The 17,778-nt window shown below is 70.1% G+C and carries 10 protein-coding genes; 1 reads left to right on the forward strand and 9 read right to left on the reverse strand.

Annotation, left to right across the window (positions count from 1 at the left end):
* Positions 1-67 precede the first annotated feature (67 nt).
* The 5 genes from QJS31_RS07790 to QJS31_RS07810 form a co-directional block, all read right to left on the reverse strand.
* Positions 68-2,170: an acyltransferase family protein gene (locus tag QJS31_RS07790; RefSeq protein WP_282780964.1), complete on the reverse strand. Its 2,103-nt coding sequence runs from the start codon at positions 2,168-2,170 to the stop codon at positions 68-70.
* 271 nt (positions 2,171-2,441) lie between these two features.
* The gene (locus QJS31_RS07795) at positions 2,442-2,975 is read right to left on the reverse strand and encodes a hypothetical protein (RefSeq protein WP_282780966.1); all 534 of its coding nucleotides are present in this window, start codon (positions 2,973-2,975) and stop codon (positions 2,442-2,444) included.
* Positions 2,972-8,512, reverse strand: a complete 5,541-nt coding sequence (locus tag QJS31_RS07800) for a DNA repair ATPase (RefSeq protein WP_282780968.1) — start codon at positions 8,510-8,512, stop codon at positions 2,972-2,974. The genes QJS31_RS07795 and QJS31_RS07800 overlap by 4 nt, the downstream gene beginning before the upstream one ends.
* Positions 8,509-10,362, reverse strand: a complete 1,854-nt coding sequence (locus QJS31_RS07805; protein ID WP_282780970.1) for an SPFH domain-containing protein — start codon at positions 10,360-10,362, stop codon at positions 8,509-8,511. The genes QJS31_RS07800 and QJS31_RS07805 overlap by 4 nt, the downstream gene beginning before the upstream one ends.
* On the reverse strand, positions 10,362-10,982 hold the full coding sequence (locus QJS31_RS07810) for a hypothetical protein (RefSeq protein WP_282780972.1): 621 nt from the start codon (positions 10,980-10,982) through the stop codon (positions 10,362-10,364). The genes QJS31_RS07805 and QJS31_RS07810 overlap by 1 nt, the downstream gene beginning before the upstream one ends.
* 403 nt (positions 10,983-11,385) lie before the next feature.
* Between QJS31_RS07810 and nhaA the strand changes: the two genes are divergently transcribed.
* Positions 11,386-12,672 (forward strand): Na+/H+ antiporter NhaA, encoded by a 1,287-nt coding sequence (gene nhaA / locus QJS31_RS07815; protein ID WP_282780974.1) that lies wholly within the window; start codon positions 11,386-11,388, stop codon positions 12,670-12,672.
* 265 nt (positions 12,673-12,937) lie between these two features.
* On the opposite strand, the gene QJS31_RS07820 is transcribed toward nhaA, so the two are convergent.
* The 4 genes from QJS31_RS07820 to QJS31_RS07835 form a co-directional block, all read right to left on the reverse strand.
* Entirely contained in the window at positions 12,938-14,482 is a 1,545-nt protein-coding gene (locus tag QJS31_RS07820) for a sodium:alanine symporter family protein (RefSeq protein WP_282778854.1), read from the reverse strand.
* Between the two features lie 114 nt (positions 14,483-14,596).
* A complete protein-coding gene (locus QJS31_RS07825) occupies positions 14,597-15,571 on the reverse strand; it encodes a hypothetical protein (RefSeq protein WP_282778856.1) in 975 nt (324 codons plus the stop codon).
* Between the two features lie 28 nt (positions 15,572-15,599).
* Positions 15,600-16,400 carry a slipin family protein gene (locus tag QJS31_RS07830; RefSeq protein WP_282778858.1) on the reverse strand — a complete coding sequence of 267 codons (801 nt, stop codon included), beginning with the start codon at positions 16,398-16,400 and terminating at the stop codon, positions 15,600-15,602.
* Positions 16,397-17,728: a nodulation protein NfeD gene (locus QJS31_RS07835; protein ID WP_282778860.1), complete on the reverse strand. Its 1,332-nt coding sequence runs from the start codon at positions 17,726-17,728 to the stop codon at positions 16,397-16,399. The genes QJS31_RS07830 and QJS31_RS07835 overlap by 4 nt, the downstream gene beginning before the upstream one ends.
* Positions 17,729-17,778: the final 50 nt, after the last annotated feature.

Genomic DNA, 17,778 nt, shown 5'->3' on the forward strand with positions numbered 1-17,778 from the left:
GGATCGCAAATCCGTCGTCAACCCACCGCAACACTCCTGTCCGTCCCGGCCTTTCGGTGCGGGCCGCCTACCACCACTCGGTGATCGCCGCGATCTGCCGCCCCAGTTCCGGGGCGAGGGTGCGGACGTAGCTGGCGGTGAGGTGGTGCTCGTCGCGGTAGATGAGCACGTTGCCCTCGGCGACTCGGCAACGGTCCGAACGGCATACGGCGTCGCTGAGATCCATCGGGAAGATATTCGGATAGCTCGCCGCCGGTTCCTCGGCGGGGTCCCGCTCGGACAGCGCCGCCGCACGATCCATCCCGCAGCTATCGGGTGTGGTGCCGCGCCGGGCCAGGCAGTCGACGGCCCGATAGTAGACGTCGCCGTGGCGCAGGCGCGGGGTGTCGCGGAGCGCGAGCACCCGCAGGCCGCGCTCGGACAGCGCCGACCACACGTCCAGGAACTCCGGCGGCACCTCGTCCCCGGCACCCGCCACGCGGCTGCGCGTCGAAATGGTGAACACCCAGTCCGGACGCTCCTCGGCGAGCCGGTCGAGCACCTCCTCCGACCACTCCCGGCACTCCGGGAACGGGGCCTCCGCGTAGGAGGGGTGGTCGGAGAGCGTGAGCGGGCAGCGCTCCTTCAGATAGGTGACGATCCGGAATCCGTAATCGCGGGAAAGGATTTGGAGTGCGGGAATCCAGTGCTCGGAATGCGAACCGCCGACCACCGCGATGACCCGACCGGCGGTGGTGTCACCGTAGACGCACGAGCGCACCTCCCGGTCGGGGGTGATGCAGCCGTCGCGGGTGGGCGGCGGCGAATCGGCATTGCCCCGCAGGACCGAGGGCCGCATGGGATGCGGCGGCGGGTCGATGCCCCGAACGAGGGCGTCCGCACCCGGGTACCTGGTGGGGAATTCGAACGGCTTCGGCGGCTGCGGAGGATTCGCGGCCGACACCACCTGCCAGCCCAGCGCGCCGGCCAGCACGCTGATGCCCAAGGCCGCGACCGCGGTGCCGGTGCCGCGTCGAATCCACCGGGCCCCGGACGAATCCGGAGCCGTCGGAGCGGGGCGGCGCAGCGGTGTCTCGATCACCCGCGTCGTCACCCACGCCAGCACCAGCGATGCCGCGATCACCGCCAGCCCGTCGGCGAATCCCGCGTGTTTGCGGCCGGATTCGGTCAGGTAGAAGATCAAGATGGGCCAGTGCCACAGGTAGAGCGGATAGGCGATGGCGCCGAGTTCGGTGCACAACCGGCTCGCCAGCATCCGGTTCGCCCACGGGCGTTCGGCCGCCGGGACGTGCAGTCCGGACAGGATCAGCAGGACGGCGGCGGCGACCGGGAACAACGCTGCCGGACCGGGGAATTCGGTGGCACCGTCGAACAGCAGGCCGCACGACAGCACCATGCCCAGGCCCACCGTGCCCGCCAGCCAGCGGATCCGGCGCGGAATCGTCAGCCACGGCGCGACCACGGCCAGCATCGCGCCCGCCAGCAGTTCCCAGGCGCGGGCAGCGCTGTCGTAGTAGATCCACGCCTGCTGCTGCGGTGCGTCGGCGGCGTAGCAGAACGAGGCCGCCGCGCCGAGCAGCAGCGTCAGCAGCAGGGTGGGGCGGCGCCGGTCCGGGCGGGGCCGCACCGTCGCCCACAGCGCGACCACGACCAGGATCGCCAGGTAGAACTGGCCCTGTACGGCCATGGACCACAGGTGCTGTAGCGGGCTGATCGAGGGATCCGCGGCCGCGTAGTCCAGCTCCGCGACGGCCAGATACCAGTTCTGGAAGTAGAAACCCGAGGCCAGCAATTGTGCGGAGATGTCGTTCCAGCGGGTGTACGGCATCGCGACGACGGTGGCGACGGCGACGGCGGTCAGCACCACCAGCAGGGCGGGCAGCAGGCGGCGGGCGGTGCGCCGCAGGGTCGCGCCGATGCCGGGGCCGCCCGTGGTGTCGGTGCGGCGCAACAGCATTCCGGTGAAGAAGAAGCCGGACAGCACCAGGAAGATGTCCACACCGCCGGATACCCGCCCCATCCAGACGTGGAAGGCCACCACCAGGGCGATCGCGATACCGCGCAGTCCGTCGAGATCGTCGCGGTAGCTCGGGCGGGAGGCGATGCCGGGCAGCGGATTCCGGGCCACCGGTGCGACGGGCGCGACCGGCCCCGGGGTGCGCGTGTACACGAGAACTCCCCACTACGAAGCGGCCCCGACCAGAGCGACAAGCCGGGGGTTGCCGACCTGATCCCGGCGCACCGCCCCTTAAGATGCCCGACTCATCGCGCCGCTGGCAAACGCGCGGTGCCGCCGAGCGGTTCATCGGTTCTCGACTTGCGCAACCGGTTTTCGTGGTGCATGTTTACCGCTTGGCGTGTCGCACGGACGCGTGGCGTCGGCGATGATGCCGCTCGCGGCCGTCCACTCCGGCCGCCGCTGGGCGAGCAAGGGGCACAGGTCAACCCGCGTCGATGAGCCGGACGTGTGGTGCGTGGTGCCGGAGCGCCGCGATGAGCCGGTCCTCATCGAGCCGCCAGCCGGAGATCGCCCGGCTGGCGGCGACCACATCCGGTGGGACGTGCGGAATGAGGCGGGATGCGGCCTGTGCGGTCCGGCCCGCGGCGCTCGGCAGCGGTGGCAGTCCCGCGTGGCGCTGGACGCCGATGTAGCGCATGGTCGCCCCGTGTGACAGGCGCTGGCGAAACAGGACGATGGCGGCGATCTCCGACCACGATACGAACACCGTGGTGGCGCGTCGGCGCAGCGGATTGCCGCCGAGGGTGACGCCGTCCTCGTCGACGCGCAGCGCGAGTTTGCGTGACGCCATCCCCACCGCCAGCAGTACGCCGCCGCCACCGAAGAACACGATCGTGACCACCTGCAGCGCTACCGGCATATCCGGGACGAGCAGCGCGACGACCACGAACAGCGCACAGATGCCGAGGATGCCCGTCGACCGCGGATCGAACCCGAGTCGTGCCTCGTACATCATCGGTATCCCTCCTCCGCCCCCTGGTGCGTGGTCCGTGCCGCCGCCCGATGGTGCCGACCGGAATCCGTCGATTCGAGTGCGCGCAGGGCGGATTCGATACCGCCGATGCGGTCGCCGAGCAGTCCCAGCGCGCCGATGGCGCGGACCAGCGGATCGTCCTCGGCGCCACCGAGGGCCTGTTCGCGCAGATAGGCGGACTTGACCTCGGTCCAGCGGCGGGCCTGATCCGGGGTCAGGGTGCCGCGCAGTTCGGCCAGTTTGAGCAGGTTGGCTTCGGTGGCGGCGGCGAGGGTTTGGGCCTCACCGAGGTAGTGGTCGTCGATGAGGGCCTCGAGTTCGCGGTCGTTCATGACCGGGACCACGCGTTCGGCGAGGGCGTTCATATTGCGGTAGGAGCCCTGGAGCTGGAACGGCGGTTCGGTGCGGGCGGCGTCCGCGGTGGCGGCCGATGCGATGTAGGCGCGATTGACGGCCAGCACCACCTCCTGCACGCGCAGCAGTTTGCCCAGCACCGCGGTGATCTCGGCCAGTTCCGCCGCCGGGTACGGGTGGGCGAGGCCGTCGGCGGTGGCGGTGCGGTCGCCGCGCGCCAGCCGGACCAGGATCTCCAGATCGCCGCGATCACGCGAGGACAGCGGGGCGAGAACGGAATTCGAGGTGAGCGCGTTCTCCAGGTAGCTGAGCGCGAACTGCTCGTCGCGGCCGGAGAGCACATCGCCGAGATTCCACACGTCGGCGCGGTTGGCGAGCATGTCCGGAATCCGGAAACGCTTGCCCTGCTCGGTGTACGGGTTACCGGCCATGCACACCGCGAACCGCTTGCCGCGCAGATCGTAGGTGCGGGTGCGGCCCTCCCATACGCCCTCCATGCGGCGCTGGCCGTCACACAGCGAGATGAACTTCTGCAGCAGCTCCGGCGAGGTGTGCTGGATGTCGTCGAGGTACAGCAGCACATTGTTGCCGAGTTCCAGGGCGAAGTTGATCTTCTCGAGCTCCTGGCGGGCGGTGGCGTGCGGCGCCTGCTCGGGGTCGATCGAGGTCACCTCGTGGCCGAGCGCGGGACCGTTCACCTTCACCAGCACCAGGCCCAGCCGGGCGGCCACGTACTCCATGAGGGTGGTCTTGCCGTAGCCCGGCGGTGAGATCAGCAGCAGCAGACCCGAGCGGTCGACGCGATCGGCATCCCCGGCCACGCCGAGCTGCTTGGCCAGGTTGTCGCCGATCAGCGGCAGATACACCTCGTCGATCAGGCGGTTGCGCACGAACCCGCTCAGTGCGCGCGGATGGTACTCCGCCAGCCGCAGTCGCTCGCGCTCGGCGGCGACCAGTTCGGTACGGCGCCGCAGATAGGCCCGGAACCCCGGCACCCGCTCCCGATGGAACCGGCCGCAGCGGGCCAGCAGCTCATCGAGCCGGAAACGCAACTCCCGACCCGTGATCCGCGGATGGGTGCCGAGCAGACCGCCGACGGTGGCGGTGAGCGCGGCGGCGGAATCGTAGCGGGGCAGCGCGCTGCCGCACAGCTCGATCGCCACCGCCTCGGGGAGGACGGCGCGCTCGGCCGGATCGGCGGCGGACCGGTCGAGATAGGCGGTGAGCCAGGCGCGTATCAGTTGGTAGCGCGCCGTGCTGCCGGGCGTGCCGGCCGTCACGGGCAGCGACTCGACGGGCGCGGAGGATACGCCGGACGGGGCCAGCACCGCCGCCTGCGCGTTCGGTGCGGTCGACCGCGCACGCACCGATCGGGAGCTGCCGTCGGTCGAGCGCGCCCTGCCGGCGACCGCGCGCGAGCGGGCGTCGGTCGAGTTCGAGTGCCCCCCGGCCGTTCGCGAGTGGCGGTCGTTCGTTTCCTCGTTCGACCGTGTGCGGCCGTCATGCGAACGCGCGTCGTCGGTGACCGAAGACGAATGACCGCCAACCGCATAGGAGGGGCCGATGGCCGAGCGAGAATGGTGGTCGGTCGCATGGGCGTTGCCGTCGTCGGCGACCGGAGACCAACGGCCGTCGAGTGCGGGTGCGTGATCGGCGGCCCACCGTGGGTAGCTGTCGGGCCGGCGCGGGTCGGTGTCGGCGAGGGCGCGCAGGTCCGCCTCGAACTCGGCGCGACCGGTCGCGGAGGCAGCGTCGAGGGCGCGGTGGAAGCGGTCCAGCAGTCGCCGGGCTCCGGCGGAGGTGACGAAACCCGGAGTGGGCGTTGCCAATTCCTCGAACAGGTACTCCCCGGCGAGGTGCGCGTCCACCGGGTCGAGTCCGATGTCATCGGCGAAACACGTTATCCCGGAGGCCAATTCGGCGCACACCTCGTCCACATCGGTGGTGCGGCCGAATACGGCGCGGGCACGGGCCAGCGACCCGGCCCGGGTACGCCAGTACGCGGCCTGCTCCGGGGACAGGGCGAAGCGCCACCACAGCTGGGCCGCCGCGCGTTCGGCGGGCGGATACCGCAGCAGCCCGGCTCCGGCCGACAGGCGCAGGGCCGCATCGAGAATCGCTGCGGCGTCGTGATCGTGCACGCCGCGCTCGTAGCCCTCGTCGTAGCGGTCGGCGGCGATCTTGCCGACCAGTTCGGCGAGTTCACCGGCGGCGGCCGCCGCGTGCAGGGCGTCGAGGCCGCCGTCGTGTTCGGCGGCGGCGAGGATCGACACGGCCAGGTACTCGCCTCGGTACACCTCGGCGGTCTCCGACACCAGCAGTTGCGACCAGTACGGCCGCGTCGCCTCGAAGCCGCTGTCGCGCACCGGAGCCCGATAGTCGGTGCCGGTGATGGCGTACCAGAGCGCATCCTCGTGCGGCACCATGGTCAGCTCCACCGGCCGGGTGTCGACGGCGAAGCGGTGGCGGCCCAGGCGCAGCGTCTCCCCGCCGTCGGCGTAGAGATCGGTGCGGTCGCGCAGCGCGCGCCCGGCCTCCTGCCGCGCCGCGCGCAGCTTGCCCTCGAACTCCTCGGCCCGCACCTGATCGCCGAGGGCGCGCAGGTCGGCCACGGCCGTGCGCAGCCGCGCCACCATGGGATCGGAGGCGAAGTAGGTGTTCACCTCGTCCAGGGAGCCCAGGGCGGCGGCGCGGCGGCCCACTCCGGACAGAATGCGCTGCGCCGAGTCCGCGAGGCGTTCGCCGCGTCGGGCCCGCTCGTCCAGCAGCGCCTGCTTGCGCGCCGCGAACGCCTCGTACACGTCCTCGCGCTTGGCGCCCAGCTGCTCGGCGAAATCGTCGAATTCGCCGAAGCGGGACTCCAGATTCTCGATGGCCAGCAGCAGTTTCGCCAGCTGGTCGTCGCATGCCTCGGGGGAGTCGCAAACCGCGAGCCCCCCACTCACCGACTGCCCGAGCAGCGCGTATTCGGCGGCGAAGGCAGCCCGGCCCTCCACGGCGGCCAGTTCCGCGCGCCGGGTGTCCAGGGTGGCCCGCACCCGGTTGACCCCGGCCAGCACCTCGCCGATGCGCGTGAGAATGGTGGTGCGCACGGTGGCGTCGGTGATGTCGAGCGAGCCGACCACATCGGTGACGATGCGCAGCGCGTCGGTCTGCTCGCTCAACCGCTCCCGCAGCGGTTCGGCCGCGGCGGCGGAGGCGATGGCCTCGGCCTGGGCCAGCAGATCGTCGAGCTCGGTGCGGTAGGCCGCGAAAGCGTCCGCGCCGGACAGGAATTCGACGGCCCGGTGGCCGGTGTCGGTGAGCGCGGCGGCGAGCTCACCATCCAGCGCGTCGATGCGCTCGGTGTCGACATAGCGCAGCTCACGCACCGTCACCAGCTGCCCCTGCGCGCGCCGCAGCTCCGCCAGCATCCGCACCCAGTCGTCGGCGGTGCGGTGCGCGGCGGCGCGGGCCCGGCGCATGAGCGCGGCGGCCTCGTCGGCCGCGCCGTCCACGGCGGCGGTCGCCTGCGCGGTGAGCGCGGTGACCTTGTCGAACTCGTCCAGCACCTGTTCGGCGGTGGCGCGCACCTCGGCCAGCGCCGCGGCCGGATCGTCCAGCTCCGGATCGCCCAACCAGTGGTACAGGTCGACGGTGCGGGTGCACGCCGCGATCACGGCCTCGAAAACCGCCGCGGCGGGCCGCATCTCGTCCACCATGCGGCGCACCGCGAGACATTCCGAGATACCGCGCACCAGTTCGGCATTGCCGACCCGGTGCACAGGGCCGGTGCCGACCGGCTGCGCGGCCGCGTACACGTCGGAGACGAACGGGGTACGCCACACCTGGAGCGGATGCACCCGCGTCGGCTCCTCCGACATGGCCCGCAGCACCACCATGGTGCCGTCCTCGAACATCGAATAGCCGTGGCAGACAGTGGGAGTGGCGACCTCGGTGCGCACCAGGTTGTAGGGCAGCAGCAGCGTGCGGCCCGCCGCGCGGGCGTGGAAGACGTACAGCACGTCCTCGCCGTTGCCCGCCCGGACGGTGCGCTCGTACTCCAGCTCCGCGGTATCGGTGTCGAACCGCTTGTGCACGCCGGTGGCGAGGTAATAGCCGCCGGGGAAGATGATGCCCTGGTCCTCGGGCAGCCGACGGCACGACTGCCCGATCCCGTCCAGCCGCACCACGTCCTTGGTGCGGGTATTGAAAACCAGGTGCCGCCAGTCGGTTTCGTTGTACGGTCGAATGCGCAGCAGGATCAGCGGACCCAGCCGCGCGTAGTGCACGTCGGCGTCGGCCAGGCTCTGCAGTGGTTCGTCGACGGGCTCGCTGTAGATGCCCGCCCCGGTCTCGGTATTGTCCTCGACCTTGATGGTGAGGGTGCCACCGAGCGTCTCCACGAACACCTCGCCGAGAATCGACAGGTGCGGATGCCGGCCGTGCACCTGGTCGTCGCGGGTGGTCTCGATCCAATCGAAATCGTGCGACGCCGGGAACACATGGTCGCGCTCCCCGCGATTGTCCAGGTAGCGCAGCGATCCGTCGGTATCCAGCTGCCAGCGCAGCACGCGGATGTCGTCGGTGCGCTGGCCGGTCTGGAACACCGCCAGCAGGCGGCCCTCCACCCGGCGCAGTTGCAGCAGCCGGGTCTGGCTGTAGTAGCGGTACAGCTCGGCGAAATCGCGGAGGAACCGCGGATCGTCGAAAAGCCCAGTGGCGTCGGCGGATTCGAATCCGAACGGCGCGGCCCCCGGCGCTGCGTTGTTCGGCCCCGTGTCGTTCGGCGTCGCGTTGTTCGGCCCTGCGCCGTCCGGTGTCGCGCCCTCGGTCCGGAAGCGGTGCACCGCGAAGACGTCGGCGACCGTCGTCTCCGGGCGCATGCCGACGAACACGTTGTAGCCGAACACCATGCGCCCGTCCGGCAGCGCCACCACATCGCGCGGCACGCAGTTGTTGCCGGTGCGGATGCGCTCGGTGCCCAGCAGCGTCAGTTCGGAGCCGCCGAAGGCCGCGATGCGGCGCTCATTGAGCAGCTCCGCACGCCGCGCCACCTCGGCGGCGTGCTCGCGCAGCCGCGCGTGCAGGATCTCGTAGGTGCCCGTCTCGATGTCGACCGAACCCCGGTCGCCGGATTCCCCTCCGATCCGGCGACCGGTGTCCAGTGGTGCCGCCCCGCTCACTTGGCCTGCGGGACGTCGTCGGAGCCGTGGCCGTTGACCCCGGCCAGGCGGCCGATGAGCGCGGTCGCGGCGGACTTGCCGACCTCGGAGTTGCCGATCAGCTGATCGAGGCCCTTACCGAGGCCGATGGAGCCCACCAGGCGGTCCAGGAAGATCGAGTCGCCGCCGACGATGTCGATATTGGCCTGCTCCAGACCGGTGGCGAGCACCGTGGCCTGCGCCTGCGCGACCTCGCGGTGCGCGGTGACCTTGGCCAGCTCGATGTCCTTCTCCATCTCCAGCCGCAGCCGGTACTCCTCGTGCTCGCGGGTGGCGTCGTCGAGCGCCGCCATGGCAGCGGCCTTCTCCTGCAGGCCCTCGGCCTCGCCCTTGAGCTTCTCGCGCAGCGCCTCGGCCTCCACCAGGGCCTTCTCCCGCAGTGCGACCGCCTCGGCGCGGCCCACCTTCTCGATGGCGTCGGCCTCGCGCTCCTTGACCTGCGCCTGGCCCAGCCCGTAGGCGGCCGACTCGGCCTGCTGCGCCTCGGCGAGGCGGATCTTGGCGCGCGCCTGCAGTTCCGACGCCTGCTGCTCGGCCTCGGCCAGCGTCAGCGACTCCTTGGCCTTGAACTTGGCCGCGGCCTCCGCGGCCTCGGCCGCCTTGATGTCCTTGACCAGGTGCTCCTGCGCCTCGGCCTCGGCGCGGATGACAATGGCCTGGCGGTCGCGTTCGGCGGCCTCCACCGCGCGCAGCCGGTTGATCTGCTCCTGCTGTTCGGCCACGGTCTTGTCCACCGCGATGCGCTCGCGCACCACCTCGGCGACGGTGCGCTTCTCGGTCTCCACCTCGCGGTCGGCGGCGATCCGGGCGAGGGACACCTCGCGGTCGCGGGCGGTGACCTCGAGCAGCCGATCCTTCTCGATGCGCTCGGCCTCCACGGCGATCACGCGTTCGCGGTTCTTCTCCGCGACGGCGATCTCGCGGCCCATGTTCTCCTGCTGGATGCCCAGGGACTCCTCGGTGCGCAGATGCGCGGTCTGCGAACGCAGCCGCTCCTCGGCCTGGACGCGGGCGATCTCGGCCTCCTCCCGGGCGCGCATGGTCTCCACCTCGCGCTGCTGGCGGATCTCGGCATCGGCCTGCTGGCGCTCCAGCTCCAGCACCGCCTCGCGCGCCTGCACGTTCTGGCGGGTGATCTCCTTCTCCTCGTTGCGCCGGAATTCGTTGGTGCGCACGTGTTCCACCGCGGTGAGTTCGGTGATCTTGCGAATGCCCTGCGCGTCCAGGATGTTCTGGGCGTCGAGCTGGGCGAGCGGCGTCTGCTCCAGGTAGTCGATGGCGGCGTCCTCGAGGCTGTAGCCGTTGAGGTCGGTGCCGATCACCGCGATGATGCGGTCGCGGAACTCGTCGCGCTTGGTGTAGAGGTCGACGAAGTCGAGGTGCTTGCCCACCGTCTTGAGCGCCTCGGAGAACTTGGCGGCGAACAGCTCCTGCAGCGTGGACTGGTCGCTGGCGCGGGCGGTGCCGATGGCCTGCGCGACCTTGACCACATCCTCGACGGTCTTGTTGACCCGCACGAAGAAGGTGATGCGGATATCGGCGCGGATATTGTCGCGGCAGATCAGCCCGTCGCGGCCGACCCGGTCGATCTCGATGGTCTTCACCGAGATGTCCATGTACTCGGCCTTGTGCAGCACCGGCAGCACCACCGCGCCGGTGAAGGTGACGTCCACCCGGCGCATCTTCGAGATGATCAGAGCGCGGCCCTGTTCCACCTTCTTGAACAGGCTGCTCACGATGAACAGCGCGGCAATGCCGATCACGAGTGCGAGAGCCACCAGGACTCCCAGGCCGATTGCGATGGTAGACATCAGATCCCCTCCAGTGGGGCCACCCAGAAGGTCTCGGTGGCCGAGTCGTAGTCGTAGACGATTGCGGAAACACCGTGTGCGAGTGGTGTTTCGGCGGCATGTTGGGCGCTCTGGCGAACCTGGATGATCGCCGACGAGCCGTCGGGCGAAATCAGTTCCGCCTGACCGAAATCCGGTCCGACGCGGCCGGTGCGGATGACGCACACCCGACCGACGAGGTCATTCCTGCTGGGCTCCGCCGCGGGTGCGAACAGGCGGCGCAGCGGTACGACGATGACCCTGGTGCCCAGCACGGACACCGGAACGGCCACCACGAATACGGCGACACCGGCGCAGAAGGCGAGGAAGCCGGTGAGATTCAACTCCCGGGTCAGGGTCGCCCCGGCCAGGCACAGGAACCAGGCCAGCGCGACGATGATGGATACGATGATCGAGACCGGCACCCCGCTCAGACCCCACCGGTCACCGATGGCAGAACCGCCGGTGTCGGAATCGGTGTCGAACAGATCCGGATCGGCCCCACCGGCCAGCACGGCGAGCCAGTACGCGACGACGACGATCAGCGCGAAGCTGAAGACAACGGTGGGAAAAGTCAGTGTCGCCGTGAGGAATTCACGCATGCCCGGCGGATGCCGGGCGGAATGGGGCGCGCGTCGACGAAAGATGTTGCATGAGAAGCTCCTTGATCGTTCCACCGTGATTCACGTACGTGCATCACGTGCCGACCAGGCTTCCCGGCTCCCCTTGTGGGTGTAAGAATGCCGTAAAGATCCCCCCGGGGCAAGTCGAATAGCCCCGGGGCGGTCGACCGGTGTTCGGCAACCATATGGCAAATGCGCGTCGAATGCATGTCGAGGGCGGTATCGGGCCGGTGGCGGGCCGGATTTCCCACCACGAAGAAGACATTCCAGACAGTGGCCGTTAGGGTGTTAATAACGCGTCAACGAACGCGGGGTGTGCCGGGAAGTCTGGTCGGCGGTCAGGGGCGAGGTGCCCTCACGTCGACGCCCCCGGAGGTTGTTCATGGCTGCCGCTCCGCGCGAGCGCAGGGTGTTTCTCGGATTGCCGTCCTGGTCCGAGCGATCGGCGCTGGCGACGGCATTGCGCACGGAGACCGTCGGCGGCCTGCTGCTGCTGGCGGCCGCCGTGCTCGCGCTGGTCTGGGCGAATTCCCCGTGGGCCGAGTGGTATACGCGGATCAGTGACCTCCACTTCGGGATCGGCGCGCTCGGGCTGGACCTCTCGGTCGCCCACTGGACCGCGGACGGGCTGCTGACGATCTTCTTCCTGGTCGCCGGAATCGAATTGAAACGTGAGCTCGTCATCGGCGAGCTTCGGACTCCGGCAACCGCGTCGCTACCGGTGGTCGCGGCGCTGTGCGGCATGGTTCTGCCCGCCGCGGTGTATCTGGCCGTGACCGGCAGCAGCGGCGGTGACATGGCGGGCTGGGCGGTGCCCATGGCCACCGACATCGCCTTCGCGCTGGCCGTCCTCGCCGTGCTGAACACCCATCTGCCCGCCGCGCTGCGCGCCTTCCTGCTGACGCTGGCCGTCGTGGACGATCTCGGCGCCATCGCCGTCATCGCGGTCGCCTTCGCCGACGACCTGAAACTCCTCGCCCTCGGCGGAGCCGTCGTCGGCCTCGCGGTATTCGCCGCGCTGCAACGTTTCCGGGTGCGGGGATGGTGGTGGTACGTGCCGCTCGGCATCACCATCTGGGCGCTGACCTACGTGGGCGGGGTGCACGCCACGGTGGCCGGGGTGTGCATGGGGCTGCTGTTGCGCGCCACCCCGGACCAGGGGGAGTCGGAGACGCCCGCCGCGCACGCCGCCCACCTGCTGCGCCCCATCTCGGCCGGTATCGCGGCCCCGCTGTTCGCCCTCTTCGCCGCCGGGGTGACGCTGTCGACCTCAGCGCTGGGCGAGGTGTTCACCCGACCCGAGTCGCTCGGCGTGGTGCTCGGCCTGGTCCTCGGCAAGGTCGTCGGCATCTTCGGCGGCACCTGGTTGGCGGTGAAATTCACTCGCGCGCAACTGAACCCGGACCTGCAATGGGCCGATGTCTTCGCCCTCTCCGCCCTGGCCGGAATCGGGTTCACCGTCAGCCTGCTCATCGGCGAACTGTCCTTCCCCGCCGATTCCGACCACATCAAGGCGGCGGTCCTGGTCGGTTCCCTCATCGCCGCGGGCGGGGCCGCCGTCCTGATCAAACGCCGCAACGGTATCTACCGCCGCCTGTACGAGGCCGAGAACGTCGACGAGGACGCCGACGGCATCCCCGACATCTACCAGCGCAACCAGCAGGAGTGATCCGGCGCATCCGCCGGCGCGCGGGTGCGCTCAGGACCGGCGGGCGCACGCCCGGTGCCGACGCGTGCGCCCACGCGCTGGTCGCCCCGGCGCACCGCGTATGCCCGCGCGATGGTCGCCCCGGCGCACGCGTGCGACCGCGCGCTGCTTGCCCCGGCGCGAGCGCCGTGGCACCGGACGCGTACGGCCCGCTCGAGCCGTCCGGAGGCCGCCCTCGGGGCGGTGTGGCTCGAGCGGGCCGCATCCGACCGCGCGCGGACCCTGGCTACGCCGGGGTCTTGGTCAACTTGTCCCGGGACTTCGGGTCGTAGGTCTCCCAGAAGGTGGCACCCGGGATGCCCAGGGCCAGTGGGTCGAAGGTCGGATCCAGTCCGGCTTTCTTTTGGCGCTCGAAGTCACGCAGCGCCTTGTAGGCCGGTTGCTGCAGGATCAGGATGCCGATGATGTTGAGCCAGGCCATCAGGCCGACGCCGATATCGCCGAGGGTCCACGCGTCGGTGGCGGTGGCGACCGCGCCGATGGTGACCGAGACCAGGATCAGCGCCTGCAGCAGCAGGGTCACGTTGGAGCCGAGGGTGCCGCGGATCAGCGGAACCGGGATCGGCGCGTACTTGCCCATCAGGAAACGGAGGTTGGTCTCCGCCATGTAGTAGTAGGCGATGATCGTGGTCAGGCAGAAGAAGGCCAGCGAGATGGCGACGAAGCTGGCACCGACGCCGCTCCACAGGGTGTCCACCGCGGTCTGGGCGAAGGCCGGGCCGACCACGGTGTCCGACGGCAGCGCGCCGCCGTCGGCCAGTACCGTGCCGTCGGAGCTCTCACCCTCGAACACCCGGTACGCACCGGTCGACATCAGCAGGAAGCCGGTCGCGGTGCAGATGAACAGGGTGTCGATGTAGACCGCGAACGCCTGGACGAGGCCCTGCTTGGCCGGGTGCGAGACCTCCGCCGCCGCGGCGGCGTGCGGTCCGGTGCCCTGGCCGGCCTCATTGGAGTAGACGCCGCGCTTGACGCCCCACATGACCGCCGCGCCGAGAATCGCTCCGAAGGCCGCGTCCGCGCCGAACGCGCTGGCGAAGATGGTGCTGATGACATTCGGGATCTCCGCGGCGTTGAACGCCACGATGATCAGTGCGACCAGGATGTAGGCGATGGCCATGAACGGCACCACGACCGCGGCGAAGGCGGCGATGCGCTTGACGCCGCCGATGATCACGAAGGCCAGCAGGATGACCGCACCCACGGCCACCACCCAGGTCGGCACGTCCCACGCCTGGTTCATGGCCGAGGCCATGGAGTTGGACTGCACGCTGGGCAGCAGCAGACCGCACGCGAGCACGGTCACCGCGGCGAAGGCGAAGCCGTAGATCTTGAAGGCCGGGGCGGCGCGGGTGTGCGCCATCGCCTTGCTGATGTAGTAGGCCGGGCCGCCGCGGTACTCACCGGTCAGTTGGTCGCGGGTCTTGTAGATCTGGCCCAGGGTGCACTCCACGAAGGACGTGGACGCGCCGAGGAAGGCCACCGTCCACATCCAGAACAGTGCGCCGGGGCCGCCGAAGGCGATGGCGGTGGCGACGCCCGCGATATTGCCGGTGCCCACGCGGCCCGACAGCGACATGGCCAGCGCCTGGAACGAGGAGACGCCCGACGGCGACTTCTCGCCCTTGAGCATCAGCCGGACCATCTCCGGCACCTGGCGCACCTGAACGAATCTGGATCGGATGGAGAAGTACACACCTGCCGCCAGACACAGGTAGACCAGCCCATTGCTCCAGATATAGCCGTTGATGGTATTCAGAAAGTCAGCCAAAGCGCGTTCTCCCAGGCGAGGTGTCGATATGAAGCGCAATCCTCGCACAACGGGCATCAACCGGCTGTTAATTGACCATCACGTCGATGTTAGAAGTTGAGCGCAACCGTTCGGCTACTCGGCGATCCGGATACCCCAGCCCGGCAGCGGCGGAGCCGCCTCGGGCAGCTGGTCGGCCGGTACCCGGCTGGGCGTCTCGGCCAGATAGGCGGGATTGATGTGCGGATTGTCGAGCGCCCAGGCCGTGCACGCCGCGGCGAGGGCGGCGGCCTCGGCGTCGCGGGGCGCGGTGGCCGTGACGTCGGTGATCGTCCAGCCCTCGAAGACGTCGTAGTTCGGCGCCCGCCGATGCCCGAATTCGGTGGTGCGGGCGTCCACCCCGGTTGCCCCGGCGGTAGCGGCGGCGGGGGCGTCGGAATCGGCGGGGGCGGCGGTCGAGCGTACGGTCAGCCACACCGGGAGTCCGCGGGGCGGCTTCCCGGGCTGATCCTGCCGCCAGGTGTAGGTGGCTCCGGCATCGTAGGACTCGGCCACGTCCACGTCGTCCAGGCAGTACATGGCGGTGAAACCGGTGGCATCGGGCTGGATGCGCAGGATCCGTCCGAGAAACGTGCCCGCCCAGCGCAGCTTCCAGTCCCCCTCGGCCGCACCCGGCGGGTACGCGCCGCCATCCGGAATGCGCAGCCATTTGCCGTTCGGAATGACCTCCGCGTAGCCGGGATACGCGAGTCGCGCCCCCACCGACAGCGCCACCTGTGTGCTCTCCGCGAATGCGCGCACCACGGCCGCCTCCGGCGCGCCGAGGTCGATATCGCCCGCGGCGCTCCAGCGGAAGGTGTAGTCACCGGCCCAGGCCAGCGGGAATTCGTAATCCGCGGGCGGCACGGCCGTGGGATGGGCGAGCGCGGCGCCCTGGTGCATCGGGGTCTCGTCGCGGGTCGAGCACGCCGTCAGTCCGAGTAATGCCGCCAGCGCCGCCGCACAGCGCAGCGGGCGGGACGACGCCGGGAGCCGCGCGCGGGCGCGCGCCGGACCATCGGCGGTCGGCAACTCTGATGTTGCCCGGGGGAGAAAACGACGTATCGACATGCTGCGACGACGATAACGCAGCGGGCGTTCACCGCTGCGGGGGCTCCTCCATCCGTGCGGCGGCGGCCTCGGCGAGCGGGCGCACCGCATCGGCCAGCTTCACGAACTCCATGGGCAGCGGGAAGATCAGCGTCGAACTGCGGTCCGCCGAGATATCGGCCATGGTGGACAGCACCCGCAGTTGCAGCGCGGCCGGGCGACGCTCCATGACCTCGGCGGCCTTGCCCAGGGTTTCCGCGGCCTCCTGTTCCCCCTTGGCGTGAATCACCTTCGCGCGGCGCTCACGTTCGGATTCGGCCTGCCGGGCCATGGCGCGGCGCATGCTCTCGGGCAGCTCCACATCCTTGACCTCCACGTGGTCCACCTTGACGCCCCACGGGTTGGTGACCTCGTCGATGATCTTCTGCAGTTGCGCGTTCACCTGCTCGCGATTGATCAGCAGATCGTCCAGATCGGTCTGGCCGAGAATGCTGCGCAGGGTAGTCTGGGCGAATTGCGAGGTGGCCAGGACGTGGTCCTCCACGGCCACCACCGATCGCACCGGATCCACCACCCGGAAGTAGGTGACGGCATTGACGGTGACGGTCACATTGTCCTTGGTGATGACGTCCTGCGGCGGAATGTCCATGGTGACCGTGCGCAGTGACACCTTCACCATGCGGTCCACGATCGGGATGATGAAGAACAGGCCCGGTCCCTTGGCGTCGATCACCCGGCCGAGCCGGAAGATCACGCCGCGTTCGTATTCGTTCACGATGCGGATGGCGGCGGCCAGAATCATCAGCACGACCACCACGGCGGCTATCAGTCCGAGTATCACTTGACTCACTTCTTCTCCGGTGTGAGGGGTTCGACGACGAGGGTCAGCTCGCGCAGGTCGACCACCCGCACCCGCTGCCCGGCACGCAGCGGCGGTCCGTCGCTGCGCACGTTCCACCACGAGCCCTCCAGTCGGGCGCGTCCCCGCTCGCCCTCGGCCTCCTCGATGGTGGTCTCCTGTCCGATCAGCGTCTGGCTGCCGGAGACGGTGGGGGCGCGGCGGGCGCGCAGGGCCAGCCGTCCGGCCAGTACCGCACCCAGCCCGACGACCACGGCCGTCGGCCACAGCACGCGCGGGTCGACGTCGAACGGCTCGTCGAACAGCATCAGCCCGGACACCGCGAGGGCGATGGCCCCACCGGCGGCGAAGACCCCGATGCCGGGGGTGAACAGTTCGGCCACGAACAGCGCCACGGCCAGACCCAGCAGCAGCACGCCCGCGATATTCACCGGCAGCACGGCGAGCGAGACGAAGGCGAGCGCCAACATCACCGCACCCAGCACGCCGCCCAGACCCGCTCCGGGACTTGCCAATTCGTACAGGATGGCGAGGCTGCCGAGGGAGAGCAGCAGGAAGGCCAGCGTCGGGTTGGCCAGGGTCTGCCGCAGCTGGGCGAAGGTGCCCATGCGGTAGTCGTCCACGGCGGCGTCGGCGGTCCGCAGGGTGGTTTCGGTGCCGTCGGCGAGCCGCACGGTGCGGCCGTCGATCTCGGTCAGCAGGGTGGCGCGGTCGGCCGCCACCAGGTCCACCGCGCCGATCTCCATCGCCTCGCGGTCGGTGACCGCACGGCCCTCCCGGACGGTGTCCTCGGCGAATTCGGTATCGCGGCCCCGCTGTTCGGCGATCGACACCGCGTAGGCGGCGGCGTCCTCGACGACCTTGCCGCCGGCCTCCTCGCCACTGGCCGCGTCCACCGGGGTGGCCGCGCCGATTGTCGTGCCCGGCGCCATGGCGGCGATATGGGCGGCGGAGGTGATGATGGATCCGGCCGAGGCCGCCCGCGCCCCCGACGGCGCGACGTACACCACGACCGGGACCTGCGCGTCGAGGAATTCCCGCACGATCGCCCGCATGGCGGTGTCCAGTCCGCCGGGGGTGTCCAGTTCGAGCAGGAAGGCGCGACGCTGCTCCCGTTCGGCGCGCTGCACGCCGTCGCGCAGATGGTCGGCGACGACCGTCGTGATGGGTCCGTCCACCGAGGTCGCCAGCACACCGCTGTCCGCCTGCTGACCGTGCGCGGTGCCGCCGCCCAGCAGTGCGGAGACGAGAGCGACCGCGCCCGCCAGCAGTAGCAGCAGTGCGGGCGCGATCGCGCTCCGGTGCGGACCGGTATTCACTGTTCTTCGAGTGTCACGCGCGGGCGAACGCAAACCTCCGGATCCGCGAT

The organism is Nocardia sp. CC213A, from assembly GCF_030766805.1.
Taxonomy (GTDB): Bacteria; Actinomycetota; Actinomycetes; order Mycobacteriales; family Mycobacteriaceae; genus Nocardia; species Nocardia otitidiscaviarum.

Bases quoted from the DNA above. Each gene is read 5' to 3' on its own strand.
- QJS31_RS07795 (WP_282780966.1), bottom strand. From the start codon at position 2,975: ATGATGTACGAGGCACGACTCGGGTTCGATCCGCGGTCGACGGGCATC.
- QJS31_RS07805 (WP_282780970.1), bottom strand. From the start codon at position 10,362: ATGTCTACCATCGCAATCGGCCTGGGAGTCCTGGTGGCTCTCGCACTC.
- QJS31_RS07810 (WP_282780972.1), bottom strand. From the start codon at position 10,982: ATGCGTGAATTCCTCACGGCGACACTGACTTTTCCCACCGTTGTCTTC.
- nhaA (WP_282780974.1), top strand. From the start codon at position 11,386: ATGGCTGCCGCTCCGCGCGAGCGCAGGGTGTTTCTCGGATTGCCGTCC.
- QJS31_RS07825 (WP_282778856.1), bottom strand. From the start codon at position 15,571: ATGTCGATACGTCGTTTTCTCCCCCGGGCAACATCAGAGTTGCCGACC.